Source organism: Streptomyces sp. NPDC047974, from assembly GCF_040653375.1.
GTDB lineage: Bacteria > Actinomycetota > Actinomycetes > Streptomycetales > Streptomycetaceae > Streptomyces.
This window is the reverse complement of sequence record NZ_JBEZNU010000003.1, coordinates 250,483-275,546: the sequence shown is the minus strand read 5'-3', so window position 1 is coordinate 275,546 and position 25,064 is coordinate 250,483. Positions and strand designations below refer to the sequence as shown.

General features: G+C 74.7%; 20 protein-coding genes and 1 pseudogene. 12 read left to right on the top strand and 9 right to left on the bottom strand.

The genetic code is table 11. From position 1 onward, the window contains the following. Nucleotides 1-172 precede the first annotated feature (172 nt). From AB0E19_RS07010 to AB0E19_RS07000, 3 genes and pseudogenes are all read left to right on the top strand, one after another. Nucleotides 173-676 (top strand): annotated as a pseudogene (locus tag AB0E19_RS07010) (methyltransferase domain-containing protein); the annotation flags it as partial. A gap of 52 nt (nucleotides 677-728) precedes the next feature. Beyond that, nucleotides 729-2,198: an ankyrin repeat domain-containing protein gene (locus AB0E19_RS07005; protein ID WP_362174513.1), complete on the top strand. Its 1,470-nt coding sequence runs from the start codon at nucleotides 729-731 to the stop codon at nucleotides 2,196-2,198. Between the two features lie 202 nt (nucleotides 2,199-2,400). Beyond that, nucleotides 2,401-3,300, top strand: a complete 900-nt coding sequence (locus tag AB0E19_RS07000) for a tyrosine-protein phosphatase (RefSeq protein WP_362174510.1) — start codon at nucleotides 2,401-2,403, stop codon at nucleotides 3,298-3,300. Nucleotides 3,301-3,367: 67 nt separating this feature from the next. Here AB0E19_RS07000 and AB0E19_RS06995 read toward each other — a convergent pair whose 3' ends face one another. The 4 genes from AB0E19_RS06995 to AB0E19_RS06980 form a co-directional block, all read right to left on the bottom strand. Then, on the bottom strand, nucleotides 3,368-3,985 hold the full coding sequence (locus AB0E19_RS06995; protein ID WP_362174507.1) for a TetR/AcrR family transcriptional regulator: 618 nt from the start codon (nucleotides 3,983-3,985) through the stop codon (nucleotides 3,368-3,370). Between the two features lie 59 nt (nucleotides 3,986-4,044). After that, nucleotides 4,045-4,557: a pyridoxamine 5'-phosphate oxidase family protein gene (locus tag AB0E19_RS06990; protein WP_362174503.1), complete on the bottom strand. Its 513-nt coding sequence runs from the start codon at nucleotides 4,555-4,557 to the stop codon at nucleotides 4,045-4,047. Between the two features lie 64 nt (nucleotides 4,558-4,621). Beyond that, a complete protein-coding gene (locus AB0E19_RS06985; RefSeq protein ID WP_362174500.1) occupies nucleotides 4,622-4,999 on the bottom strand; it encodes a VOC family protein in 378 nt (125 codons plus the stop codon). A 54-nt stretch (nucleotides 5,000-5,053) separates the two neighbouring features. Then, nucleotides 5,054-5,422 (bottom strand): MerR family transcriptional regulator, encoded by a 369-nt coding sequence (locus AB0E19_RS06980; RefSeq protein ID WP_362174497.1) that lies wholly within the window; start codon nucleotides 5,420-5,422, stop codon nucleotides 5,054-5,056. A gap of 69 nt (nucleotides 5,423-5,491) precedes the next feature. Between AB0E19_RS06980 and AB0E19_RS06975 the strand changes: the two genes are divergently transcribed. After that, complete coding sequence (locus tag AB0E19_RS06975) at nucleotides 5,492-6,400, top strand: aldo/keto reductase (RefSeq protein WP_362174494.1); 909 nt, start codon at nucleotides 5,492-5,494, stop codon at nucleotides 6,398-6,400. Here the strand turns inward: AB0E19_RS06975 and AB0E19_RS06970 are convergent. Further along, entirely contained in the window at nucleotides 6,395-7,117 is a 723-nt protein-coding gene (locus AB0E19_RS06970; RefSeq protein ID WP_362174908.1) for a VWA domain-containing protein, read from the bottom strand. The two genes, AB0E19_RS06975 and AB0E19_RS06970, sit on opposite strands and share 6 nt — an antisense overlap. Then, a complete protein-coding gene (locus tag AB0E19_RS06965; protein ID WP_362174491.1) occupies nucleotides 7,114-7,689 on the bottom strand; it encodes a PadR family transcriptional regulator in 576 nt (191 codons plus the stop codon). The genes AB0E19_RS06970 and AB0E19_RS06965 overlap by 4 nt, the downstream gene beginning before the upstream one ends. 110 nt (nucleotides 7,690-7,799) lie before the next feature. Here AB0E19_RS06965 and AB0E19_RS06960 point away from each other — a divergent pair, with 110 nt between their 5' ends. After that, nucleotides 7,800-8,939 (top strand): LLM class flavin-dependent oxidoreductase, encoded by a 1,140-nt coding sequence (locus AB0E19_RS06960; protein ID WP_362174488.1) that lies wholly within the window; start codon nucleotides 7,800-7,802, stop codon nucleotides 8,937-8,939. A 72-nt stretch (nucleotides 8,940-9,011) separates the two neighbouring features. Here the strand turns inward: AB0E19_RS06960 and AB0E19_RS06955 are convergent, their stop codons facing one another. The 3 genes from AB0E19_RS06955 to AB0E19_RS06945 form a co-directional block, all read right to left on the bottom strand. Then, nucleotides 9,012-10,472 carry a glutamate synthase subunit beta gene (locus AB0E19_RS06955; protein WP_362174485.1) on the bottom strand — a complete coding sequence of 487 codons (1,461 nt, stop codon included), beginning with the start codon at nucleotides 10,470-10,472 and terminating at the stop codon, nucleotides 9,012-9,014. After that, nucleotides 10,465-15,039, bottom strand: a complete 4,575-nt coding sequence (gltB, locus tag AB0E19_RS06950) for a glutamate synthase large subunit (protein WP_362174482.1) — start codon at nucleotides 15,037-15,039, stop codon at nucleotides 10,465-10,467. Before gltB ends, AB0E19_RS06955 begins: the two co-directional genes overlap by 8 nt. 559 nt (nucleotides 15,040-15,598) lie before the next feature. Continuing rightward, entirely contained in the window at nucleotides 15,599-16,327 is a 729-nt protein-coding gene (locus AB0E19_RS06945; protein WP_362174479.1) for a VIT1/CCC1 transporter family protein, read from the bottom strand. Nucleotides 16,328-16,605: 278 nt separating this feature from the next. Between AB0E19_RS06945 and AB0E19_RS06940 the strand changes: the two genes are divergently transcribed. The 7 genes from AB0E19_RS06940 (at nucleotide 16,606) to AB0E19_RS06910 (ending at nucleotide 25,019) form a co-directional block, all read left to right on the top strand. Next, nucleotides 16,606-17,598, top strand: a complete 993-nt coding sequence (locus tag AB0E19_RS06940) for an ADP-ribosylglycohydrolase family protein (protein ID WP_362174476.1) — start codon at nucleotides 16,606-16,608, stop codon at nucleotides 17,596-17,598. A 392-nt stretch (nucleotides 17,599-17,990) separates the two neighbouring features. Beyond that, nucleotides 17,991-19,328: an ADP-ribosylglycohydrolase family protein gene (locus tag AB0E19_RS06935; RefSeq protein ID WP_362174473.1), complete on the top strand. Its 1,338-nt coding sequence runs from the start codon at nucleotides 17,991-17,993 to the stop codon at nucleotides 19,326-19,328. Further along, complete coding sequence (locus tag AB0E19_RS06930; protein WP_362174470.1) at nucleotides 19,309-20,460, top strand: ADP-ribosylglycohydrolase family protein; 1,152 nt, start codon at nucleotides 19,309-19,311, stop codon at nucleotides 20,458-20,460. Before AB0E19_RS06935 ends, AB0E19_RS06930 begins: the two co-directional genes overlap by 20 nt. A gap of 260 nt (nucleotides 20,461-20,720) precedes the next feature. Next, nucleotides 20,721-22,070 (top strand): ADP-ribosylglycohydrolase family protein, encoded by a 1,350-nt coding sequence (locus AB0E19_RS06925; protein WP_362174467.1) that lies wholly within the window; start codon nucleotides 20,721-20,723, stop codon nucleotides 22,068-22,070. Further along, complete coding sequence (gene rbsK, locus AB0E19_RS06920; protein WP_362174464.1) at nucleotides 22,067-22,987, top strand: ribokinase; 921 nt, start codon at nucleotides 22,067-22,069, stop codon at nucleotides 22,985-22,987. The genes AB0E19_RS06925 and rbsK overlap by 4 nt, the downstream gene beginning before the upstream one ends. Then, complete coding sequence (locus AB0E19_RS06915; protein WP_362174460.1) at nucleotides 22,984-24,189, top strand: CoA transferase; 1,206 nt, start codon at nucleotides 22,984-22,986, stop codon at nucleotides 24,187-24,189. Before rbsK ends, AB0E19_RS06915 begins: the two co-directional genes overlap by 4 nt. Next, nucleotides 24,186-25,019: a CoA ester lyase gene (locus AB0E19_RS06910; protein ID WP_362174457.1), complete on the top strand. Its 834-nt coding sequence runs from the start codon at nucleotides 24,186-24,188 to the stop codon at nucleotides 25,017-25,019. The genes AB0E19_RS06915 and AB0E19_RS06910 overlap by 4 nt, the downstream gene beginning before the upstream one ends. Nucleotides 25,020-25,064 lie beyond the last annotated feature (45 nt).

Here is a 25,064-nt window from a genome sequence, read left to right as displayed (position 1 = left end):
GAACGGCACCCTTTGCGGGTGCCTCCGCACCCGCGCCTGAAGCCGCACCGGTATCGCGCCGCACACAGGGTGCGGGTACAGGCACCGGAGCCTGGGCGCGGCTGAGCGCGCCGTCCCGTGTGCCCACCCGTCCCGCCCTGGCGGGACGTATGCCCACACGGGGGGGGCCGCGGCGACCCGGCTGCTGCACCCGCTCGGCGCGGTCGTCGTCCGCGACGAGGACGAGCCGCCGCTGCCCTTCGGCGACGCCGCCTTCGACCTGGTCGTCAGCCGCCACCCGGTGACCGTGTGGTGGGCCGAGATCGCCCGGGTGCTGCGGCCCGGAGGCACCTACTTCTCGCAGCAGGTGGGCCCCGCCAGCGTCTTCGAGCTGGTCGAGTACTTCCTCGGTCCGCAGCCGGAGGAGGTCCGCCGGGCCCGGCACCCCGAGGACGCGCGGCGGGATGCCGAGGCGGCCGGCCTGGACGTGGTGGACCTGCGGGCGGAGGCGCTGCGGACCGAGTTCCGGGACGTCGGGGCGGTGGTCTGGTTCCTGCGGAAGGTGATCTGGATGGTGCCGGGCTTCACCGTGGAGGCGTACCGGGACCGGCTGCGGGAACTGCACGAACGGATCGGCCGCGAGGGGCCGTTCACGGCCACGACGTCCCGCTTCCTCATCGAGGCGCGCAAGCGCTGAGCCGGCCGGAACGGATTTGCGCCCGGACCGGACGGCGGGTCAGGGTCGTGCCATGAGCACGCTGTTCGACGCCATCACGGGCGGGGACGAGGACGCGGTCGTCCGGGCCCTGCGCGCGGGGGCCGACCCCGAGGCCACCGACGACGGGGAGACCGCCCTCTACCGCGCGGCGGTCGCCGACGAACCGGGGATCGTACGGCTGCTGCTCGCCGCCGGGGCCGACCCGGGGCGGGCCGGCGGAGTGGACGGCGGGGACCTTCCGCTGTGCGGGGCGGCCTGCGGGGGGCACGCGGAGACCGTGCGGGCACTGCTCGCGGCGGGGGCCGCGGTCGACCAGGAGGAGGAGTTCGGGTTCACCGCGCTGGCCTGGGCGGTGCGGCTCGGGCACGCGGAGGTCGTACGGGCGCTGCTCGCGGCCGGGGCCGAGCCCGATCGGGTCGGGCCCGACGGCCTGGAGCCGCTGGCCGCCGCCGCCCGGCGGGGCTCCGCCGCCTGCGTACGGGCGCTGCTCGACGGCGGGGCGCGGGGCGCCGAGGGCGCGCTGCGGGAGGCGCGGCGGTGGATCGGGGTGGACGTGGCGGCCGAGCTGCGGCGCGGACTCGTCGCCGGGAACGGCGGCGGGGAGACGTACGAGGCCGTGGTGCGGCGGGTGCGGGAGGACGGCGGGGTGACCGTGGTCGTCGAGCTGCTGCGGGAGGACGGGCGGCCCGGGCGCGGTGACGAGCGGCAGACCGGGCACGCGGCGGTCGCGACCCTCCTGGAGGTGGCGCTGGGCCTGCGCGTGCCGCACGAGGAGCTGGCCGCGCGGGCGCTGCGCTGCGGCGACCCGGACCTCGACGACTGGACGACGGCGGTGGACGCGCTCGCCGGGCGGGCCGACGAGGAGACCTTCGTGGCGGCGGCGGCCTGGTGCGCCGACCGCGATCCGCTGCGGCGGGCGCTCGGCGCGCGGGTCCTGGGCACCCTGCCGGGGTTCGCGGCGAGCGCGGTGCCGGTGCTGCGGAGGGTGACGGCGGAGGCGGGAGAGCCGGCGCGGGAGCCGGTGCTGTCGGTGGTGACCGCGCTCGGGGCGTGCGGGGACCCGGCGGCGGTTCCGGAGCTGCTCGCCGCGGCGGATCACCCGGACCCGGAGGTGCGACGGACGGTGGCGGGCGCGCTCGCCGGGCTCGTGCCGGCCGGGCACCTGGAGGCGTTCGGGGTGCTGCTGGAGCTGAGCCGGGACGGGGACGCGCGGGTGCGGGACTGGGCGGTGCTGGCCCTCGCCGAGCTGCCGGACGACACCCCGCTCGTACGGGAGGCGCTGGCCGAGCGGCTCGCCGACCCCGATCCGGAGACGGCGGCGGAGGCGGCCCGCGGGCTCGCCATCCGGCAGGACCCGCGGGCGGTGGACGCGCTCGCGGCGGTCCTGGCGGACGGCGACCCGGACGGCGCGCCCCGGGAGACGGCGCTGGCCGCCCTGGAGTTCGTGCGCGACGCCCGGGTCAGGACCCGGCTCGAATGGACCGCCCCGCGCCGCCGCTGACGCCCGGGGGCCGGGCGCGCCTCGCGCGCCGTCCGCGCACGGTGCCGCGCCTCCCGGCCGGCGCCACCGGGCGGCGGCGCGCCGCGCCCCGCGGGCTCTCCGGGAGCGAGTAGTCGGCACGACCCTCCCCGTCCGCCCCACCGGGCTGCTACCTTCCCCCTCGATGTCACCTAACTAATGTTTGGTGGAAGGGAAATCAGCCATGCCCCTGTCGAGACGCGCACTGCTGAGCACCGCCGGCACCGCCGGCACCGCCGCCGTCCTGGCCGCGGTCGCCCCTCCGGCCGCCGCCCGCCCCAGGACCGGCAGCCCGATCCGCCTGATCCCGCTCCAGGGCGCGGTGAACGTCCGCGACCTGGGCGGCTACCCCACCTACGACGGCGAACGGGTCCGCCACGGACTCGTCTACCGGGGCGACCACCTCGGGAAGCTCACCGACGCCGACCTGATCACGCTCGCCGGACTCGGGCTCGCCCGCGCCGTCGACTTCCGGATCCCGACGGAGGTCGGCCACGACGGCGCCGACCGGCTCCCCGCCGGGGTGGCCGCGGTCTCCCGGCCCATCACCGACAACGGCCTCTTCGGGCGGCTGATGGCCGCGATCGGCTCGCGCGACCCGGTGCTGCAGGAGCAGATGCTCGGCGGCGGGCGGGCGGCCGCCTTCATGTCGGACGTGTACCGCACCTTCGTCACCGACCCGGCCAACCGGGAGGCCTTCGGACGGACCCTGCGCGAGCTCGCCGCGCCCGGCTCGGGCCCTGCGCTCTACCACTGCACCTCGGGCAAGGACCGCACCGGCTGGACCAGTTGGCTGCTGCTGCTCCTCGTCGGCGTGCCGGAACGGTACGCCACCGAGGACTACCTGGCCTCCAACACCCTCCGCGCCGCCCACGACGCCCGGGTCCGCGAGGGGCTCAGGCAGGCCGGCCTCATGCAGAACCCGGAGCTGATCGTGCCCCTCCAGGAGGTCCGCCAGGAGTACCTGGACGCGGCTCTCGGCGAGGTCCGCGCCGGCTACGGCGGCCTGTACCGCTATGTGACGGCCGGCCTCGGCCTGGACCCGCGCGCCCTCGCGGGCCTGCGGGAGCGGCTGGTCGGCTGACGCGGGGGTGCGGCGCGGCCCGTGCGGGGGCCGCGCCCACCCGCGTACGACGAGGACGAAGGGGGTGTCAGCCGCCCAGCGCGATGCCGTCGAGGACCATCGACAGGTACTGGCGGGCGATCTCCTCGGGGCTGTGCCGGCCGCCCGGCCGGTACCAGGAGGCCGCGACCCAGACGGTGTCCCGGACGAAGCGGTAGGTGAGCCGGATGTCGAGGTCGGCGCGGAACACCCCGTCCGCCACGCCCCGCTCCAGGGTGCCGAGCCACGCCTTCTCGAACCTGCGCTGCGAGTCCGCGAGGTAGTGGAAGCGGGGCAGGTCCGTGAGGTGGCGGGACTCCTTCTGGTAGATGGCGACGGCGGCGCGGTGCCGGTCGATCTCCCGGAAGGACTCGGTGACGAGGGCCTCGATGGTCTCCCGGGGACCGAGACCGGCGGCGAGGACGGCGTCGTACCCCTCCCACAGCTCGTCGAGGAAGGTGGAGAGGATCTCGTCGAGCATCGACTCCTTGGAGTCGAAGTGGTAGTAGAGGCTGCCGGCGAGCATGCCGGCGGCGTCCGCGATCTTGCGGACGGTGGTGGCGTTGTACCCCTGGGCGGCGAACACCTCGGCGGCGGTGTCGAGGAGTTCCCGGCGCCGCTCGGGCGCCGGTGCGTTCACCTGGTTCTTCTTCTTGGTCGCTGACACCCGTCCATTGTGTCTGTCCGCGCCCGGGGGTCCGCGCCCGGAGGTCCGGGCCGGAGGGCTCAGCCGTCCTCGCGCGGCGGGGCGTCGTCGTTGCCGCGCGACAGGGTGCGGAGCGCGCGGCCGGGGCGCCAGGTGGCGAAGTGGATCTCCTCGCCCGCCACCCAGGTCCTGACCACCTCGGCGGGCTCCACCCGGAAGAGGTGGAAGGGCAGCGGCGCCCCGGCCTCGGCGGCGTACCGCGCGAGCGCGTCCGGGTCGGTGATCTCGACGGCCCGCCCGGAGATCCGGACGTCCCCGCCGCCCATGTCCGTGCCGGAGCCGGGGTTGGCGAGCAGCGAGAACCGGGGGTCGCGGCGCAGGTCGAGCGCCTTGCGCGAGTTCGGCATCATGCCGAGCCACAGCTCGCCGCCCCGGAAGTCGGCCTCGATGCCGCTGAGCCGCGGCGAGCCGTCCTTCCTGAGGGTCGCGAGGGCGTGGTGGGTGTACTGCCCGAAGCGCTCGCGCACGGTCGCGGCGAAGGCGGGTTCGGCGGCTTCGAAGTCCGCCCAGGTGAGGGTTCCGGTGTCGCTCATGATCCAAGGAAACACCGGATACCCGACACCCACTGTCCGGATTGCTCCGGGCGTTCGGCAGCGGTCAGGCGCCGGCCCGCTCCGCCTTGCTGCGCTCCACGCAGAACTCGTTGCCCTCCGGGTCGGTCATCGTCGCCCAGCCCGTCCCGTCCGGATTGCGGTGGTCGCCGACCAGCTTCGCCCCGAGCGCGAGCAACCGCTCGACCTCCTCGTCCCGGCTCCGGTCCTGCGGCTGGAGGTCCAGGTGGACCCGGTTCTTCACCGTCTTCCCCTCCGGGACCCGGATGAAGAGCAGGGAGGCACCCGCCGATTCGACCGAGGCCTCGGGGTCCCCGGGGTTGTCGTCGTCGGCGAGCCTGCCGTCGAGCACCTCCGCCCAGAACGTGGCGAGGGTGTGGGCGTCGGCGCAGTCGATGGTCACGTGGCGTACGAGAGAACTCATGGCGTCATGTTCCCCCGGCACCCCGGGCGGCGGCCAGGGAATTCCGACGGCCCGTCACCCGGCGGCGTCCGCCGGGACCTTGCCCTCGGTGGCGGCGACCAGGGCCGCCAGCGAGGAGCGGGCGCCCTGGAGGTCGTGGATCCGGGCGTCGATCGCGTCGAGGCGGGCGATCAGGAGGGGGCCGAGGCAGGGCTCGATCTCCGCCTCGCTGCCGCAGACGCACTCCAGGACCTCGGCGATGACCCGGGTGGGGAGGCCGGCGCCGAGGAGGGCGCGGATGCGGCGGACGACGGCCGGGGCGTCGGGGCCGTAGCGGCGCTGACCGCCCGGGGTGCGGTCAGGGACGAGCAGGCCCTGCTCCTCGTAGTAGCGCAGCAGCCGGACGGCGACGCCGGTCTCCCGCGACAGCTCACCGATTCTCATGTGACCCCCCTCACATCGCACGGCCGGAGCTTGAAGCTCACATCCATGTGAGCTCCTAGCGTCTCCCCCATGACGACGCACACGAACGACGCGAACGCCTCCATCCTCTCCGACTCCTTCCTCCTCGGCGGCGACCTCCCCGTCCGCCGCATCGGCTACGGCACCATGCGGCTCGCCGACGGCCCCGGGGACCCCACCGGCCCCGAGGCCCGGATCTGGACGGCGCCCGCCGACCGGGCGGCGGCGGTCCGGTTGCTGCGGACGGCCGCCGACGCCGGGGTGACGCTCTTCGACACGGCGGACGCGTACGCCCTGGGCGCCGGCGAGGAGCTGCTCGCCGAGGCGCTCGCCCCGTACGGGGACGAGGTCGCCGTCGCCACCAAGGTGGGCGTGGTGCGGCCCTCCCCCACCGAGTGGGTGCCGCTCGGCCACCCCGCCTATCTGCGCCAGCAGGCCGAGCTGAGCCTGCGCCGGCTCCGTACCGAGCGGATCGACCTGCTCTACCTGCACCGGCTGGACGAGAACGTGCCGGTGGCGGAGCAGCTCGGGGCCCTGCGGCGGCTCCAGGAGGAGGGGAAGGTCCGGCACATCGGGCTCTCCGAGGTGACGGTGGCCCAGCTGACGGAGGCCGAGGCGGAGGCGCCGGTCGCGGCGGTGCAGAACCTGTACAACCTGGCGGCCCGCGACCACGAGGCGGTCCTGGAGCACACCGCGGGGCGCGGCATCGCCTTCGTGCCCTTCTTCCCGATCGCGATGGGCGGGCACGCGGGTCCGGGCGGCCCGGTCGCGGAGGTGGCCCGCGAGCTCGGGGCCACCCCCTCGCAGACCGCGCTGGCCTGGCTGCTGCACCGGGCGCCGCACGTCCTGCCGATCCCGGGCACGTCCTCCGAGCGCCATCTGAGGGAGAACCTGGGCGCGTGGGACGTACGGCTCACGGACGGTCAGTTCGCCCGTCTGTCGGCCGCGCCGGCGTCATGACCGGACGATGCCCTGGGCGCGGGCGGCGGTGAGCCAGCGGGGGAACTCGCCGACCAGCCGGTCGTACAGCTCCGTGTCCGGGACCCGGCCGGGCTCCCTCCCGGCGTGGAAGAAGCCGGCGTTGTCGACGCACCGGCGCTCGGGGACGGCGAGTTCGTCGAGCCGGCGCAGGAAGTCGAACTGCTTGCTGCCGGGGTCGCCGAAGCCGACGAACTGCCAGAAGATCGGCAGCCGGGCCGCCTTGCAGACGTACCGTTCGGCGGCGAGCCGGTTGATGGGCCCGCCGTCGGTCTGGAAGACGACCAGCGCGGGCACGGTGGCCCCGCTGTCGAGGTAGTGGTCGATGACGGCGTCCATGGCGAGGTGGTAGCTCGTCTTGCCCATGTGGCCGAGGCCGGCGACGATCCGGTCCACCCGGCCCTGGTGGTCGTCGAGGCGGATCTCGGTCTCGGCGTCGACGTCGGTGGAGAAGAAGACGACCGGCACCCGCCCGTCGTCGTCGAGCTGCGCGGAGAGCCCGAGGACCCGGTCGGCGAGCGCCTGGACGCTGCCGTCCCGGTAGTACGGCCTCATCGAGCCGGAGTAGTCGACCACCAGGTAGACGGCGACCCGCTGCCCGTCGACCCCGTGCCGCCGCAGCGACTCCCCGGCCGCCTTGTACAGGCTGACCAGGGCGGGCGCCTCCTCCTCGACCTTCCGCAGGCTGAGCGCCATCAGCGGTCCCCCTCCCTCTCGTCCAGGTCCGCGAGCAGGCCGTCGGCCAGGTCGCGTTCGGCTGCGTAGTACCGCTCCGCCCACCGGAGGCTGAGCAGCGGATAGGCCCAGGCCTCGTCGGTCGCGGCCCGCTCCGCGTCGGCCTCCGCGCGCCCGCGCATGGTCTCGGCGTGCTCGCGGTGGCCGGTCAGGACCTCGCGGACGCGGGCGGGTTCGAGGAGGTGGCCGAGCCAGAGCCGCAGCAGCGGCCCGTGCTTGAGGACGGGCGGGTCGACCGGGGCGGTTCCGGCCCAGGCGCGGACGGCGGCGAGGCCCTCCGGGGTGATGCGGTAGATCCGCTTGTCGCGGCTGCCGGAGTCGGGGGCGACCAGGCGGGAGGTGGCGTAGCCGGCCTTCTCCAGGCGGCGCAGCTCGCTGTAGATCTGGCTGAAGGACGGGCTCCAGTAGAAGAGCCCGAGCGAGCGGTCGGCCCATTTCTTGAGGTCGTAGCCGGACAACTCCCGTTCGAAGGAGAGCAGTCCGAGGACCGCCCAGCCGGTCGCGGGCAGGGCCGGCACGTGCGCGTCGTCCTCCACGCACGGCAGTGTACGGCCCTTCCCCCTCCTGGGCTCCCCTGCTAGAAGTATGCCTCTTAGGCATAGTGCGGCGTGGGTGCCGCGCCGCCGCCCCGACGGGAGGAGCGCCCGTGGAGTTCTCCATGATCTTCGAAGCACAGCTCGTCGACCCGACCCCCGCCCGCGAGCACCGCGTGCTCCGCGACTGCGTCGAACAGGCCGTCCTCGCCGAGGAGTCCGGCTTCGACCGGATCTGGGCGGTCGAGCACCACTCCCTCACCGGGTACGCGCACATGAGCGCCTCCGAGGTCTTCCTGACCTGGGTGGCGGCCCGCACCGAGCGGATCCGCGTCGGCCACGGCGTGGTCACCCTGCCGTTCGGCTACCAGCATCCCGTGCGGGTCGCCGAGCGGACCGCGATGCTCGACGTGCTCTCCGGCGGCCGGGTCGACATCGGCGCCGGGCGGGGCGCGACCGGCCAGGAGATGCGGATGTTCGGGGTGCGCCCCGAGGACACCCGGCCGCAGACGGAGGAGGCGCTGCGGATCCTGGCGGCGGCCTGGCGGGAGGAGGAGTTCGAGTGGCACGGCAGCCTGGACATCGGCCCCGGAGCGGTCCTGCCGCGGCCGGTGCAGACCCCGCACCCGCCGCTCTTCATGGCCTGCTCGCGGCACGACTCGGTCCGGCGGGCGGCCGAACTCGGCATCGGGGCGCTGGTCCTCGGCTTCGCCGGCGCCGAGGACGTGCGGGCGATGCGGGAGGTGTACGACGCGGCCCGCGCCGCCCGCGACGGCTCCCTCTTCGTCTCCACCGAGGTCAACGACCACTTCTCGGCGCTCTGTCCGACGGTCGTCCTGGACGACGCGGCCCGCGCGCTGCGGCTCGGTACCCGGGGCCAGCGCTTCTTCGCCGAGTCGATCGCCCACTGGTACGCGGGCGGGCCCGCGCCCACCGGGTACGCGGAGGAGGAGGACCACGCCGGGGCGCTCGCCGAGCAGCGGGAGAAGCTGGTGGCCCGGCTGCACGAGGCGGACGTCCCGGCCCGGCCGGTGTACACCGGCACGTACGACACCGACCACGCCTACGGCGACGCGGAGACGGCGATCGCCCATGTGGAACGGCTCCGGGAGATCGGCGTCGACGAGGTGATGTGCCTGATCCAGATGGGCACGGTGCCGCAGGAGGTCTGCCTGGAGACCATCCGGCAGTGGGGCGAGCGGGTCATCCCGCGCTTCCGGTCCGGGGCGGCACACCACGACGCCCGCCCCTGAGTCCTTGGTCGGGGACGGGGCGGGCGCCGTTCGGTTCCGTACGCCGTTGTACGGGACGTTCGGTGGGGCCGGTCAGACCAGCAGGGACCGGTCCGTCGGGCGGATCGGGGCCGGCAGGGAGCTGGCGCCGGTGAGGTGGCGGTCCACGCCGCGGGCGGCCGAGCGGCCCTCCGCGATGGCCCACACGATCAGCGACTGGCCGCGGCCGGCGTCGCCGGCGACGTACACGCCGTCGACGTTGGTGGCGAAGTCCGCGTCGCGGGCGATGTTGCCCCGCTCGTCGAGCTCCACGCCGAACTGGGAGACCAGGCCGTTGGCGACGTCGGTGCCGGTGAAGCCCATGGCGAGGGTGACCAGCTGGGCGGGGATCTTCCGCTCGGTGCCGGGCTTCTGGGCCAGCTTGCCGTCGACGAACTCGACCTCGATGAGGTGGAGGAACTGGACGTTGCCGTCCTCGTCGCCCTCGAAGTGGGTGGTGGAGACGGAGTAGACCCGCTCGCCGCCCTCCTCGTGCGCCGAGGTGACCTTGTACAGCATGGGGAAGGTCGGCCAGGGCTGGCCGGCGTTCCGCTCCTCGCCCGGCTTCGGCATGATCTCCAGCTGGGTGACGGAGGCCGCGCCCTGGCGGTGGGCGGTGCCGACGCAGTCGGCGCCGGTGTCGCCGCCGCCGATGACGACGACGTGCTTGCCCTCGGCGGTGATCGGCGAGGCCACGAAGTCGCCCTCGACGACCTTGTTGGCGAGCGGCAGGTACTCCATCGCCTGGTGGATGCCGGCCAGCTCGCGGCCCGGGACCGGCAGGTCGCGGGCGGTGGTGGCGCCGGCGGCGACCACGACCGCGTCGAACCGCTTGCGCAGGTCGGTGGCGGTGATGTCGCGGCCGACCTCGACACCGGTGCGGAACTTGGTGCCCTCCGCGCGCATCTGCTCGATGCGGCGGTTGATGTGCCGCTTCTCCATCTTGAACTCGGGGATGCCGTAGCGCAGCAGGCCGCCGATGCGGTCGGCGCGCTCGTACACGACCACGGTGTGGCCGGCCCGGGTCAGCTGCTGGGCGGCGGCGAGACCGGCCGGGCCGGAGCCGATGACGGCGACGGTCTTGCCGGAGAGGCGCTCGGGCACCTGCGGCGTGACGTCGTTGGCGTCCCACGCCTTGTCGATGATGGAGACTTCGACGTTCTTGATGGTGACGGCCGGCTGGTTGATGCCGAGCACGCACGCCGACTCGCACGGAGCCGGGCACAGGCGGCCGGTGAACTCCGGGAAGTTGTTGGTGGCGTGGAGGCGCTCGGACGCCGCCGCCCAGTCCTCGCGGTAGGCGTAGTCGTTCCACTCGGGGATCAGGTTCCCGAGCGGGCAGCCGTTGTGGCAGAACGGGATGCCGCAGTCCATGCAGCGGCCGGCCTGCTTGCTGATGATCGGCAGCAGGGAGCCGGGGACGTAGACCTCGTTCCAGTCGCGGACGCGCTCCGCGACGGGGCGGGTCTCGGCGACCTCGCGGCCGGTGGTGAGGAAGCCCTTCGGGTCAGCCATGGGTCGCCGCCTCCATCATCTTCTCGGTGGTCTCCTGCTCGGAGAGACCGGCGAGCTCAGCGGCGTCCTTGGCGGCGAGCACTGCCTTGTACGTGGTCGGGATGATCTTGCTGAAGCGGCTCACCGCCGCGTCCCAGTCGGCCAGGAGCTTCTCGGCCACGGTGGAGCCGGTCTCCTCCTGGTGGCGGCGCACGACGTCGTGCAGCCACGCCTTGTCGGCGTCCGACGGGGCCTCGACGGCGCCGAGGTTGCCGGAGTTGACGTTGGACCGGTCGAGGTCGATGACGTAGGCGACGCCACCGGACATGCCCGCCGCGAAGTTGCGGCCGGTCTCGCCGAGGACGACCGCCGTACCGCCGGTCATGTACTCGCAGCCGTGGTCGCCCACGCCCTCGGAGACGACCAGGGCGCCGGAGTTGCGGACGCAGAAGCGCTCGCCCGTGCGGCCGCGCAGGAAGAGCTCGCCGCCGGTGGCACCGTACGCGATGGTGTTGCCCGCGATGGTGGAGTACTCGGCCAGGTGGTCGGCGCCCCGGTCGGGGCGGACGATCACACGGCCGCCGGAGAGGCCCTTGCCGACGAAGTCGTTGGCGTCGCCCTCCAGGCGGAGGGTGACACCGGACGGCAGGAAGGCGCCGAAGGACTGGCCGGCGGAGCCGGTGAAGGTGAGGTCGATGGTGTCGGCCGGGAGGCCGGCGCCGCCGAACTTCTTCGTCACCTCGTGGCCGAGCATGGTGCCGACCGTGCGGTTGATGTTGCGGATCGCGACCTGGGCGCGGACCGGCTGGGCCTGCTCGGCGGAGGCGGCGTTCAGCGCCTCGGCGGCGAGCTGGATCAGCTCCTTGTCGAGCGCCTTCTCCAGGCCGTGGTCCTGCTCGACCAGGGCGTGGCGGACCGCGCCCTCGGGCAGCTCCGGCACGTAGAAGAGCGGCTCCAGGTCCAGGCCCTGCGCCTTCCAGTGGGTGACGGCGCGGCTGGTGTCGAGCAGCTCGGCGTGGCCGACGGCCTCCTCGATCGTGCGGAAGCCCAGCTCGGCGAGGAGCTCGCGGACCTCCTGCGCGATGAACTCGAAGAAGTTGACGACGTACTCGGCCTTGCCGGAGAAGCGGTCGCGCAGGACCGGGTTCTGGGTGGCGATGCCGACCGGGCAGGTGTCGAGGTGGCAGACGCGCATCATGACGCAGCCGGAGACGACGAGCGGCGCGGTGGCGAAGCCGAACTCCTCGGCGCCGAGCAGCGCGGCGATGACGACGTCGCGGCCGGTCTTCAGCTGGCCGTCGGTCTGCACGACGATCCGGTCGCGCAGGCCGTTGAGCAGCAGCGTCTGCTGGGTCTCGGCGAGGCCGAGCTCCCAGGGGCCGCCCGCGTGCTTCAGCGAGGTCAGCGGGGAGGCGCCGGTGCCGCCGTCGTGGCCGGAGATGAGGACGACGTCCGCGTGGGCCTTGGACACGCCGGCCGCGACCGTGCCGACGCCGACCTCGGAGACCAGCTTCACGTGGATGCGGGCCGCCGGGTTGGCGTTCTTGAGGTCGTGGATCAGCTGGGCCAGATCCTCGATGGAGTAGATGTCGTGGTGCGGCGGAGGCGAGATGAGGCCGACGCCGGGCGTCGAGTGACGCGTCTTGGCGACCCACGGGTAGACCTTGTGGCCGGGCAGCTGGCCGCCCTCGCCGGGCTTGGCGCCCTGGGCCATCTTGATCTGGATGTCGTCGGCGTTGACCAGGTACTCGGAGGTGACGCCGAAGCGGCCGGAGGCGACCTGCTTGATCGAGGAGCGGCGCGCCGGGTCGTACAGGCGCTCCGGGTCCTCGCCGCCCTCACCGGTGTTCGACTTGCCGCCGAGCCGGTTCATGGCGATGGCGAGGGTCTCGTGCGCCTCCTGGGAGATGGAGCCGTACGACATGGCGCCGGTGGAGAAGCGCTTGACGATCTCGGAGACCGGCTCGACCTCGTCGATCGAGATCGGGGCACGGCCCTCGGTGGCGAAGCCGAACAGGCCGCGGAGCGTCATCAGGCGCTCGGACTGCTCGTTCACCCGGTCCGTGTACTTCTTGAAGATGTCGTACCGCTTGTTCCGCGTGGCGTGCTGGAGGCGGAAGACGGTCTCCGGGTCGAACAGGTGCGGCTCGCCCTCGCGGCGCCACTGGTACTCGCCGCCGATCTCCAGCGCGCGGTGCGCGGAGGCGATGCCGGTGGCCGGGTACGCCTTGGCGTGGCGGGCGGCGACCTCCTGGGCGACGACGTCCAGGCCAGCGCCGCCGATCTTGGTGGCGGTGCCGTTGAAGTACCGGCCGACGAACTCCTCGTCGAGGCCGACGGCCTCGAAGACCTGGGCGCCCCGGTAGGAGGCGACCGTGGAGATGCCCATCTTCGACATGACCTTGAGGACGCCCTTGCCGAGGGCGTAGATCAGGTTGCGGATGGCCTTCTCGGGCTCGATGTCCGACAGGAAGGTGCCGGCGCGGAGCAGGTCCTCGACGGACTCCATGGCGAGGTACGGGTTGACCGCCGCGGCGCCGTAGCCGATGAGCAGGGCGACGTGGTGGACCTCGCGGACGTCACCGGCCTCGACGAGCAGGCCCACCATGGTGCGCTGCTTGGTGCGGATGAGGTGGTGGTGGACGGCGGCGGTGAGCAGCAGCGAGGGGATCGGCGCGTGCTCGGCGTCGGAGTGCCGGTCGGAGAGGACGATCAGGCGGGCGCCGCCCTCGATCGCCGCGTCGGCCTCGGCGCAGATGGCGTCGATGCGGGCGGCGAGGGCCTCGCCGCCGCCGGAGACCCGGTAGAGGCCGGAGAGCGTGGCGGCCTTCATGCCCGGCATGTCGCCGTCGTGGTTGATGTGGATGAGCTTGGCCAGCTCGTCGTTGTCGATCACCGGGAAGGGCAGGGTGACCGAGCGGCAGGAGGCCGCGGTCGGGTCGAGCAGGTTGCCCTGGGGACCGAGGGAGGAGCGGAGGCTCGTCACGAGCTCTTCACGGATGGCGTCCAGCGGCGGGTTGGTGACCTGCGCGAACAGCTGGGTGAAGTAGTCGAAGAGCAGCCGGGGGCGCTCGGAGAGGGCCGCGATCGGCGAGTCGGTGCCCATGGAGCCGATCGGCTCCAGGCCGGAGCGGGCCATCGGGGCGAGGAGGACGCGGAGCTCTTCCTCGGTGTAGCCGAAGGTCTGCTGGCGGCGGGTGACCGAGGCGTGGGTGTGCACGATGTGCTCGCGCTCGGGGAGGTCGGAGAGCTCGATCTCCCCGGTCTCCAGCCACTCGGCGTAGGGCTGCTCGGCGGCGAGGCCGGCCTTGATCTCGTCGTCCTCGATGATGCGGTGCTCGGCGGTGTCGACGAGGAACATCCGGCCGGGCTGGAGGCGGCCCTTGCGGACGACCTTGGCGGGGTCGATGTCGAGGACGCCGACCTCGGAGGAGAGGACGACGAGGCCCTCGTCGGTGACCCAGTAGCGGCCGGGGCGCAGACCGTTGCGGTCGAGGACCGCGCCGACCTGGACGCCGTCGGTGAAGGTGACGCAGGCCGGGCCGTCCCAGGGCTCCATCATCGTGGAGTGGTACTGGTAGAAGGCGTGCCGGGCCGGGTCCATGGAGTCGTGGTTCTCCCACGCCTCGGGGACCATCATCAGGACCGAGTGGGGCAGCGAGCGGCCGCCGAGGTGGAGCAGCTCCAGGACCTCGTCGAAGGAGGCGGTGTCGGAGGCGTCCGGCGTGCAGATCGGGAAGATCCGGTCCAGGCCCTTGCCGGCCTTGCTCTCGCCGAAGACGTCGCCGGCGAGCTGGGCCTCGCGGGCCGTCATCCAGTTGCGGTTGCCCTTGACCGTGTTGATCTCGCCGTTGTGGGCGACGAAGCGGTACGGGTGGGCGAGCGGCCAGCTCGGGAAGGTGTTGGTGGAGAACCGGGAGTGGACGAGGGCGATGGCGGAGGCCAGGCGCCGGTCCGACAGGTCCGGGAAGAAGGGCTCCAGCTGGCCGGTGGTCAGCATGCCCTTGTAGACGAGGGTGCGGGCGGAGAGCGACGGGAAGTACGCCCCGGCCTCGCGCTCGGCGCGCTTGCGCAGCACGAAGGCCTTGCGGTCCAGGGCGATGCCGGTGGACGAGCCGTCGGTGACGAAGAGCTGGCGGAAGGCCGGCATGGTGGCGCGGGCGGTGGCGCCGAGCAGGGCGGGGGCGACGGGGACCTCGCGCCAGCCGAGGACGGTGAGGCCCTCGTCGGCGGCGATGGCCTCGACGGCGGCGGCGGTCTCGTCGGCGCCGTCGACCGGGAGGAAGGCGGTGCCCACCGCGTACGCGCCGGCCGCGGGCAGCTCGAAGCCGGTGACCTCGCGGAAGAAGGCGTCCGGGATCTGGAGCAGGATGCCGGCGCCGTCGCCGGAGTCCGGCTCGGAGCCGGTGGCGCCCCGGTGTTCGAGATTGCGCAGTACGGTCAGCGCCTGCTCGACCAGCGCGTGGCTGGCCACACCGGTGAGGGTGGCCACGAACCCGACGCCGCAGGCGTCGTGCTCGTTACGGGGGTCGTACATGCCCTGGGGGGCGGGGCGACCGTCCATGGGCGACCAGGCGTCGGAACGCATCGGCTCTCCCGTCGTCGTCGTGGCATATGCAGATGCCGAGGGACGACGTTGGCCCTCCGCGAAATTTCGTGCAGGTTACATGATGGCGTGCTTCTCGCCTAGCGGATAGCTCGTTCCAGCATGCGGACACCTCCGACACGGAGCGGTGGTGCGCGTTCACCTGTTTCCTCTGGATGCGGCGGCAGTGACTGCACCGTGACTGCTCCGCGGGGGACGGAACCGTACCGGTCCGTCTCGGAAGGGCCTCATTGCCCAACGACGCTTCTGCCTCATTCCCGGTGGTCACGGGTTCGAAACCGCCGGGTAACCGGCTACATATGTGGCGTCGTGCATAGTGTCTCACCGCCGCGCGGATTCCGAACAGGGATATGCGTCACAGCGAGAATGCGGCTTAGGTCCGGAAAAGTCATCCCGAAAAGCCCGAAAGGCCCCTTGCGGGGGCCCCTCGGGCAGGGGTGGTGCTACGGATTCCGCGGGCCGGACGGTACGGAATCCGCGGACCGGAGGGCGGCGCCTCCGGTCCGGCCAGGCGAGCCCGGCACGATCCGGAAGGGTCGGCCTAGACGACCGCGCCGAAGGCCATGCCGAGGCCGTACGTGACGGCCGCCGCGGCACCGCCGAGGAGCAGCTGGCGCAGACCGCTGAACCACCAGCCGCGGGCGGTGACGCGGGCGACCAGCGCGCCGCAGCCGAAGAGCCCGAGGAGCGCCAGGAGGACGGCCGGCCAGAGCGCGGTCGCGCCGAGCAGGTACGGCAGCAGGGGCAGCAGCGCTCCGAGCGCGAAGGAGGCGAAGGAGGAGACGGCGGCGACGGCGGGCGACGGCAGGTCGTCGGGGTCGATGCCGAGCTCCTCGCGGGCGTGGATCTCCAGCGCCTGCTCGGGGTCCCTCGACAGCTGCATGGCGACCTCGCGGGCGAGCGCGGGCTCGACGCCCCGGGAGACGTAGAGGGCGGCGAGCTCCTCCATCTCGTCGATCGGGTGCTTGCGCAACTGCCGGCGCTCCACGTCCAGTTCGGCCTGGACGAGTTCGCGCTGCGAGGCGACGGAGGTGTACTCGCCGGCCGCCATGGAGAAGGCGCCCGCCGCGAGGCCGGCGAGGCCGGTGACGACGATGGTCTGCGAGGAGACGGCACCGCCGGCGACGCCGGTCATCAGGGCGAGGTTCGAGACCAGCCCGTCCATCGCGCCGAAGACCGCGGGCCGCAGCCAACCGCCGTTCACGTCGCGGTGGGTGTGGTTGTCGCGGTGCGCCTCGTGCAGTGGCGCCTGGGCCTCGATGATGGACATGCTTCTCCCCTCGTCACGGCGGGCCGGGTCGCACCCGCCGCCCCCAACGCACTCGAAAATACGCCCGAAGTAAGGGGCTCGCCAGCAAGGCAGGCCGTACTTAGTAAGGCCCGCCTCAGTGTGGGAAGCCTTGCCTGACACCCCCTCAACCCCCTTCCCCCCACCGACAGACGGGTGACAGAAGCCGTCCACCGGCGAGTCGCCGGCCCGCCGTGGCACAGATCCAGGCGAAGGGGTACCGCCGAAGCGGTGCCCGCACCGAGGGAAGGGGCGCACGGATGGTGACCACGGCATGCGACACCCGGGAACGGGCGAGGGGGGCGATGCTCGGCCTCGCCGTCGGCGACGCGCTCGGCGCCCCCGCCGAGAACATGAAGCCCTCCGAGATCCGCCGACGCTGGGGCCGGATCGAGGGCTTCCTGACGGACCGTCCGGCCGGCACCGACGACACCGAGTACGCGATCTTCTCGGCACTGCTGCTGGCCCGGCACGGCTCGGCGCTCACCGTCGCCCACGTCGAGCGCGCCTGGCACCGCTGGATCGCCGACCTCGACGAGGGCCCCTTCCGCGGCGCCGGCTTCTCGGAACGCGGCACCCTGGAGAACCTCCGGCGCGGCCTGGCCGCCCCCATCTCCGCCCAGCACCGCCACGCGTGGTCGGACGGCCTGGCCATGCGGGCCGCGCCCTTCGGCGTCTTCGCCGCGGGCCGCCCCGCGGAGGCCGCCCGCCTGGTCGCCATCGACGGCAGTGTCAGCCACGAGGGCGAGGGCATCTACGGAGGCCAGGCGGTCGCGGCGGGCGTCGCGGCGGCGATGTCCGGCGCGACGGTCACCTCCGTCATCGCGGCGGCCCTCTCGGTGATCCCCATGGACTCCTGGACGGCCCGCTCGCTGCGCCGCGCGGTGGTCGCGGCCCAGCGGGTCCAGCCGGACCCGCTCACCCGCGAACGCCAGGTCCGCTCCGCGGTGGTCATCGGCGGCTACCCCTGGACCGACCTGGCCCCGGAGGCCGTCGGCCTCGCCTTCGGCGCCTTCGCGGCGGCCCGCGGCGACTTCCGCACGGCGGTCCTGACGGCCGTGAACATGGGCCGCGACGCCGACACCACGGCCGCCGTGGCCGGCGCCCTGGCCGGCGCGGCGGGCGGCCTGACGGCCATCCCGCGGGAATGGGCGACCGCCATCACCCCGGTCACCGGCAGCTGCCTCCCCACGATGCGCGGCCACCACGTCCTGGAAGTAGCCGACCTCCTCACCCCGGAGCCCACCCCATGAGCGCCCCCACCACCGCGTCCTCCCCCCTCGCCGCCCCCGGGGCCGAGCCCCGCCCCGCAGCTCCTGCCACGCCCGCCGGCCCCGCCGACACCACGGCGCCCGGCGGCCCCGGCGGACCCGCCGGGACCGGCATCCCCGGCGCTCCGGTCGCCGCGCCCACCGCCCCCGGCGGACCTTCCCCTTCCGGAGCACCCGAGGCGCCTACGGTGCCCACGGCTCCCGGGGCCGGCCCTGGCGCCCCCACGACCCCCGCCTCTCGCGCCGAACCCGCCGGCCCTGCCGCCCCGGCCGCCCCGGCCGCCCCGGCCGCGGGCAGGCGTTCCGCGGGGCGGGGAGGGTCCCCCCTGCCCGAGCACAGCCGAGAGCCCGGGGGAGGGTGGGTACAGCCCCCGGTGCCGGGCACCCACACGCGGGACCTCGCCCCGCGGGGCCTCCTGGTGCGGGGCGCCCCGCGGACGACCGACGCCCCGTCGGGCCCCCGCCCGACGCCGGGCGCCGGCACCCCCCGTACCGCCGCCCCCCACGCCACCGGCACCTGGCCCGCACCGCACGCGGAGGAGGCTCCGGGGCCGGCCGGCCGGGCCAGGGCGAGCCGCGACCGGGTCGAGGGGCTGCTGCTCGGGCTCGCCTCGGGCGACGCCGCCGGCTGGCCCGCCGCCCGGCACCGCGCCGCCCGCATGCCCGAGTGGACCCGCCGCCTCACCCGCGAACTCGACACCTTCGCGGAGCAGAACGCGACGACCACCCTCCCCGTCCCCATCGCCCTGAACCAGCCCCCCGAGCCCCTCCGCCTCGGCCCCTCCGACGACGCCGAGTGGGCGGCCTTCACCGCGGAGGCGGTCCTGGCCGCCGCCGGCCCGCTCTTCGCCGCCCTCCCCCCGGAGCGCCGCCTGCGCGCCGCCGTCGACGTCGCCTGGAACCACCTCGCGGGCCAGGTCGCGGCCGCCGCCGACCGCGCGCCGGAGATCGAGTCCGCCGTCCTCCCCCTCCGCGCCCGCATCTCCGTCCGCGCCGGCCTCGGCAATCTGGCCACCGGGCTGCGCCCGCCCGCCACCGGCCACGACAACCCGCACTACTTCGACGACGCCGCCTGCGTCCGCGCCGCCGTCCTCGCGACCGTCCACCCCGGCGACCCGCGCGCCGCCGCCGAACTCGCCGAGTTCGACGCCCGGTACACCCAGGACGGCGACGGCGTCCACGGCGCCCGCGCCACCGCCGCGGCGGTCGCCGCGGCCCTCGGCGGCGCCGGCCCCGACACCGCCGTCGAGGCCGCGCTCGCCGAACTCCCGCCCGTCACCGAGATCGGCCGCAACGCCCGCCACGCCGTGAAACTGGCCCGCACCGCCGACACCGCCTTCGAGCTGGTCCCCCTTCTGGAGCACCAGATCGTCGACCACGTCTACAGCTACGGCATCGCCGCCGCCGAGACCGTCCCGGTCGCCCTCGCGCTGACCGTCGCCGCGCGCGGCGCGATGACCGCCGCGGTCCCGGCCGCCGCCTGTCTGTCCCGGGTCGCCGACTCCGCCCCCGCCCTGGCCGGTGCGCTCACCGGCGCCCTCGGCGGCGGCCGTTCGGTCCCGGCGAGCTGGCGGGACGCCTGCCGGACGCTCTCCGGCTGCGCGCTCCCCCGCCTCGCCGGTACGGACCTGGTGGAACTCGCCGGGCTCCTGGGAGCCACGGAACCGGCGCCCCCAGGTGGACAATTCCGACATGACACCCACACTGGATGACCGGATCACCGGAAGTCTCCTCGGTGCCGCCGTCGGCGACGCCCTCGGCGGCCCCGTGGAGGGGTACACCCCCGAGCAGATCGCCGAACGCCACGGCGGCCGCGTCACCGGCATCGTCGGCCCCTGGAACGGCGACGCCTGGCGCACCGCCCGCCCCATCGCCCCGTACCACAAGGGCGACGGGCACGTCACCGACGACACCCTGATGACCCACGCCCTGGTCCGGGTGTACGAACGGGTCCGCGACCACCTCGACGCCTACGCGGTCGCGGACCACCTCGTCCCCGAACTCATGGGCACACCCGTGTGGATCCCCGAGCTGGAGGCGGACGCGCTGCCGCTCCAGCGGATCTTCCTCGCCGAGAAGTGGCTGGTCGCCCGCCTCCACTACGGACACCACGACCCCCGCGAGGCCGGCACCGGAAACATCGTCAACTGCGGTGCCGCGATGTACATGGCCCCGGTCGGCCTGGTCAACGCCGCCGACCCGCACGGCGCGTACGCCGAGGCGATCGACGTCGCCGGGGCCCACCAGTCGTCGTACGGCCGCGAGGCGGCGGGCGTCCTCGCGGCGGCGGTCGCGGCGGCCTGCGTCCCCGGGGCCACCCCGCGCACGGTCGTCGACACCGCCCTGGACCTCGCCAAGGACGGTACCCGCGCCGCGATCGAGGCGGTCGCCGAAGTAGCCGACCGCCACCGGGACTTCGAGTCCGCGCTCGTGCCGCTCCGCCGGGCGGTGACCCCGTACGACTCCGTCGGCCCCGACTACCGCAGCCCCGGCCTCGACGCCCGCCGCCCCTCCCGCCTGCACTCCATCGAGGAGCTGCCGATCGCGCTCGGCATGCTCCTGGTCGGCGAGGGCGACTACCGCCGTACGGTCCTCGGCGCCGTCAACTACGGCCGCGACTGCGACTCCATCGCCACCATGGCGGGGGCGATCGCCGGCGCCCTGCACGGCGAGGCGGCCGTCCCCGCGGAGTGGGCGAAGCGGGTGTCGGAGGCCAGCCGCCTCGACCTCCACGCCCCGGCCCGCTCCCTCGCCACCGTCGCCGCCGAGGTCTTCGCCCGCGACACCGCCCGCCGCCGCGCCCACGAGTCCGCCCGCGCCACCCTGACGGGCACGACCCGATGACGGACACCGCCCCCACCACCGCGGACCGGCCCCCGGCCCACCCCGCCACGCGCACTCCCCCACCCCCTTCCCGCACACCGGCGCACACCCCCGGCCCGGACCACCCCCCGGGCCCCGGAGCCACCACCCTCCCTCCCGCGCCCCCCACGACCGGCACCGGCCCGGCGGCCGCCCCGGGTGCCCGCACGACACCCGCCACCGGAGTCCGTCACGCCTCCTCCGTCCGGCCGGCACCCGCTCCCGCCCTCCGTCTCACCTGGGTGCAGCCCGAGGACCTCGTCGGGCACGAGCTGCGGCAGGCCGACGAGGACGGGCGGGACGCACGGGAGTTCGCGGCCCGCTGGTACGCCGCCGGCGGGCACCCCGCGCCGCCCGCCTCCGGCGCCTCCCCCGACGCGCGGCCGGACCTGCGGCCGCTCGCCGAGGAGCTGCTCGACGCCCTCGCCGGCCTCCCCTCCCCCCTCGCCGCCGACGAGCCCACCGCCCTCGACGCGATCGTCGCCGCCTGCCCCGACTGGCCCGCCCCCGGGCCGGACGGGGCGCCCCACGACCCCGCCCTCCGCGACCGGCTGCACGCCGCCTGGCTCGGCAGGGCCGTCGGGTGCCTGCTCGGGAAGCCGGTCGAGAAGCTGCCGCTGGACGCGATCCGGGCGCTCGCCCGGGCCGCGGGCAACTGGCCGCTCGACGACTGGTTCACCGCGCGCGGTGTGGCGCCCGAGCTGCTGGCCGCTCACCCCTGGAACCGCCGTTCCGCCACCACCTCGCTCGCCGAGAACATCGACGGCATGCCCGAGGACGACGACCTCGACTACCCCCTCCTCGCCCTGCTCCTCCTCCGCCGCCACGGCCGCGGCTTCACCACCGCCGACGTCGCCCGCCTGTGGCTGGACGAACTCCCCGCCGGCCGGACCTTCACCGCCGAGCGGATCGCCTACCGCAACCTCCTCGACGGCGTCGAACCGCCGCTGACCGCCGTCCGCCGCAACCCCTTCCGGGAGTGGATCGGCGCCCTGATCCGGGCCGACGTCCACGGCTGGACCCGCCCCGGCGACCCGGCCGGGGCCGCCGCACAGGCCCACCGGGACGCCGTCCTCAGCCACACCGGCGTCGGCGTCCACGGCGCGATGTTCGTCGCCGCGACCCTGGCCGCCGCAGCGGACGGCGGCCACGACGTCCACCACGCGCTGGCCGCCGGCCTCTCCGTCGTCCCGCCCCGCTCCCGGCTCGCCGAGGCCGTCCGCCACGGCATCGCCACCGCCCGCGCCGTCCCGGCGTTCGACACCGTCGTCGACCGGCTGCACGCCCGCTACGGCGGGTACCACTGGGTCCATGCCGTGCCGAACACCGCGCTGCTCGCCGCCGCCCTCACCCACGCCGACGGCGACTTCACGCGCTCCGTCTGCGCGGCGGTCTCCGGCGGCTGGGACACCGACTCCAACGGCGCCACCGCCGGCTCCGTCGCCGGTCTCCTCGCCGGACACCCGGACCGGCTCCCCGACCGCTGGACCTCCCCCCTGAAGAACCGGCTCTCGACGTCGGTGCCGTCCTTCGACGGCACCGGCTTCGACACCCTCGCCGACCTGACGCACCTGGAGGCAGTACGCCCATGACCAGCATCGTGGTGCTCGGGAGCACCAACATGGACCTCGTCGCGTACGTGGCGAAGGCCCCGGCCCGCGGAGAGACCGTCACCGGCCGCTCGTTCCGCACGATCCCCGGCGGCAAGGGCGCCAACCAGGCGGTCGCCGCCGCCCGCGCGGGCGGCGAGGTCGCCATGATCGGCGCGGTCGGCGCCGACGACTTCGGCCACCGGCTCCGCGACGTCCTGGAGCACTGCTCCGTCGACACCGACCTGCTCCGCACCGTCGAGGGCCCCTCGGGCACCGCGCACATCGTCGTCGACGACGAGGGCGGCAACGCGATCGTCGTGGTCCCCGGCGCCAACGGCACCGTCACCTCCCTCAGCCAGGGCGACGAAGCCCTGATCGCCACCGCCGACCTGCTCCTCCTCCAGCTCGAACTCCCCCTCTCGGTGGTCGTCGACGGCGCCGCGCACGCCCGCCGCAGCGGCGTGAAGACCGTCCTCACCCCGGCCCCCGTCCAACCGCTGCCGCCCGAACTGTTCGACGTCACCGACCTGTTGGTGCCCAACGAACACGAGGCCACGGCGCTCACCGGCCGCGCCGACCCGCACGCCGCCGCGCTCGCCCTCCTCGAAGTCGTCCCCGAGGTCGTCGTCACCCTCGGTTCGGCCGGCTGCCTGTACGCGGCGCGCGGCGCGGAACTGCTCGCCGTGCCCGCCCCCCGGGTGCGGGCCGTGGACACCACCGCGGCCGGCGACACCTTCGTCGGCGCCCTCGCGGTCGCCCTCGGCGAGGGCCGTCCCGTGCCCGAGGCGCTGACCTGGGCCGGCACCGCCGCCGCGCTGTCCGTCCGGCGCGAGGGCGCCTCGACCTCGATGCCGTACCGCACCGAGATCGACACGGCCCTCGGCTCCCCCGCGTCCCTGGAGGCCGATCCCGCATGACCACCGCCCCCTCCCCCGCCGCGCCCCTCGAAGGGCTCCGCGTCCTCGATCTGGCGACGCTCTTCGCCGGGCCGCTGGCCGCCATGATGCTCGGCGACTTCGGCGCCGACGTCGTCAAGGTCGAGCACCCCCGCAAGCCCGACCCGTCCCGGGGCCACGGCCCCGCCAAGGACGGGGTGGGCCTGTGGTGGAAGGTCCTGGGCCGCAACAAGCGCAACGTCACCCTCGACCTGTCCACCCCCGGCGGCCGGGACGCCCTCCTCCGGCTGGCCGCCGACGCCGACGTGATCGTGGAGAACTTCCGCCCCGGCACCCTGGAGCGCTGGGGCCTGGGCTGGGACGAGCTGTCCACGGTCAACCCCCGCCTCGTGCTCGCGCGGGTCACCGGCTTCGGCCAGTTCGGGCCGTACGCCCACCGCCCCGGCTTCGGCACCCTCGCCGAGGCCATGAGCGGCTTCGCCGCGATCACCGGCGAGCCGGACGGCCCGCCGACCCTGCCCCCCTTCGGCCTCGCCGACTCGATCGCCGCCCTCGCCACCGCGTACGCGGTGATGACCGCGCTCACCGCGAGGACCACGACCGGCCAGGGCCAGGTCGTCGACATGGCCATCATCGAACCGATGCTCTCCGTCATCGGCCCCCACCCCCTCTGGTACGACCAGCTCGGCTACGTCCAGCCGCGCACCGGCAACCGCTCCCGCAACAACGCCCCCCGCAACACCTACCGGACCTCCGACGGCTCCTGGGTGGCCGTCTCCACCTCCGCGCAGTCCATCGCCGAGCGCGTGATGCGCCTGGTGGACCGCGCCGAGCTGATCGACGAGCCGTGGTTCGCCGACGGCACGGGCCGCGCCGCCCACGCCGACGTCCTCGACGAGGCCGTCGGCTCCTGGATCGCCCGCCACACCCGCGACGAGGCCATGGCCGCCTTCGAGAAGGCGGAGGCCGCGATCGCCCCGGTCTACGACGTCCGGGACGTCCTGGCCGACCCCCAGTACCAGGCGCTCGGCACGGTCACCGAGGTCCCCGACCCGGAGCTCGGCCCGATCCGCATGCAGAACGTGCTCTTCCGGCTCTCCGGGACGCCCGGCGGGATCCGCTGGGCCGGCCGCCCGCACGGCGCCGACACCGACGAGGTCCTGACCGCGGCCGGCTACGCCCCGGCCGAGATCAGCGCCCTGCGTGCCCAGGGGGCGGTATGAGCGCCCCGGGCGCCGTGAACGGCCGCCACCGCGGCCGTCTCCCCCTCACCTGGCTGTACGCCCCCGGCGACCGCCCGGAGGTGGTCGGCAAGGCGCTCGGCTCGGGCGCCGACGTGGTCATCGTGGACCTGGAGGACGCGGTCGCCCCGGACCGCAGGGCGTACGCCCTCGACGCCACCGCCGATCTGCTCTCCGACGCCCACCCGGTCCCGGTGCACGTCCGCATCCACACCCCGCGCGACATCCCCGTCCTGGCCTCCCTCCCCGGCCTCGGCGGTCTCCGTGTACCCAAGGTGACACACCCCTCCGACATCCACCGGATCAGCGAGCTCGCCCCCGGCCTCCCGCTCTACCCGCTCCTGGAGAACGCGCTGGCCGTGGAGCAGGCGTACGCCATCGCCACCGCCCACCCGGCGGTGCGCGGCCTCTCCCTCGGGGAGGCCGACCTCCGCGCCGACCTGGGGGTACGCGAGGACAGCGGGCTCGACTGGCCGCGCAGCCGGATCGTGGTCGCGGCCCGGGCGGCGCGGCTGCCGCCGCCCGTGCAGTCCGTCCACGCGGACATCGGCGACCTCGACGCCCTCGCCGCCGGCTGCGCCCGGGGCCGGGCGCTCGGTTTCCTCGGCCGGGCCGCCATCCATCCCCGGCAGCTCCCGGTGATCGAGCGTGCCTATCTGCCGACCCCGCAGGAGGTCGACGCCGCCCGCGCGGTGGTGGCGGCGGCCGAGACGGACCGGGGCGCGCTGGCCCTGGCGGACGGCCGGTTCGTGGACGCGGCGGTGGTGGCGGGCGCCCACCGGGTCCTGGCCCTCGCGGACCGCCTCTGCTGACCCCCGCCGGGACGCGCGCGAGGGCCGCCGGGACCTCTTCGGTCC

Excerpts from the sequence above, each read along its gene's own strand:
- AB0E19_RS07005 (WP_362174513.1), top strand. The coding sequence starts at position 729 with ATGAGCACGCTGTTCGACGCCATCACGGGCGGGGACGAGGACGCGGTC.
- AB0E19_RS07000 (WP_362174510.1), top strand. The coding sequence starts at position 2,401 with ATGCCCCTGTCGAGACGCGCACTGCTGAGCACCGCCGGCACCGCCGGC.
- AB0E19_RS06990 (WP_362174503.1), bottom strand. The coding sequence starts at position 4,557 with ATGAGCGACACCGGAACCCTCACCTGGGCGGACTTCGAAGCCGCCGAA.
- AB0E19_RS06985 (WP_362174500.1), bottom strand. The coding sequence starts at position 4,999 with ATGAGTTCTCTCGTACGCCACGTGACCATCGACTGCGCCGACGCCCAC.
- AB0E19_RS06980 (WP_362174497.1), bottom strand. The coding sequence starts at position 5,422 with ATGAGAATCGGTGAGCTGTCGCGGGAGACCGGCGTCGCCGTCCGGCTG.
- AB0E19_RS06975 (WP_362174494.1), top strand. The coding sequence starts at position 5,492 with ATGACGACGCACACGAACGACGCGAACGCCTCCATCCTCTCCGACTCC.
- AB0E19_RS06955 (WP_362174485.1), bottom strand. The coding sequence starts at position 10,472 with ATGGCTGACCCGAAGGGCTTCCTCACCACCGGCCGCGAGGTCGCCGAG.
- gltB (WP_362174482.1), bottom strand. The coding sequence starts at position 15,039 with ATGCGTTCCGACGCCTGGTCGCCCATGGACGGTCGCCCCGCCCCCCAG.
- AB0E19_RS06945 (WP_362174479.1), bottom strand. The coding sequence starts at position 16,327 with ATGTCCATCATCGAGGCCCAGGCGCCACTGCACGAGGCGCACCGCGAC.
- AB0E19_RS06940 (WP_362174476.1), top strand. The coding sequence starts at position 16,606 with ATGGTGACCACGGCATGCGACACCCGGGAACGGGCGAGGGGGGCGATG.
- AB0E19_RS06930 (WP_362174470.1), top strand. The coding sequence starts at position 19,309 with ATGACACCCACACTGGATGACCGGATCACCGGAAGTCTCCTCGGTGCC.
- rbsK (WP_362174464.1), top strand. The coding sequence starts at position 22,067 with ATGACCAGCATCGTGGTGCTCGGGAGCACCAACATGGACCTCGTCGCG.
- AB0E19_RS06915 (WP_362174460.1), top strand. The coding sequence starts at position 22,984 with ATGACCACCGCCCCCTCCCCCGCCGCGCCCCTCGAAGGGCTCCGCGTC.
- AB0E19_RS06910 (WP_362174457.1), top strand. The coding sequence starts at position 24,186 with ATGAGCGCCCCGGGCGCCGTGAACGGCCGCCACCGCGGCCGTCTCCCC.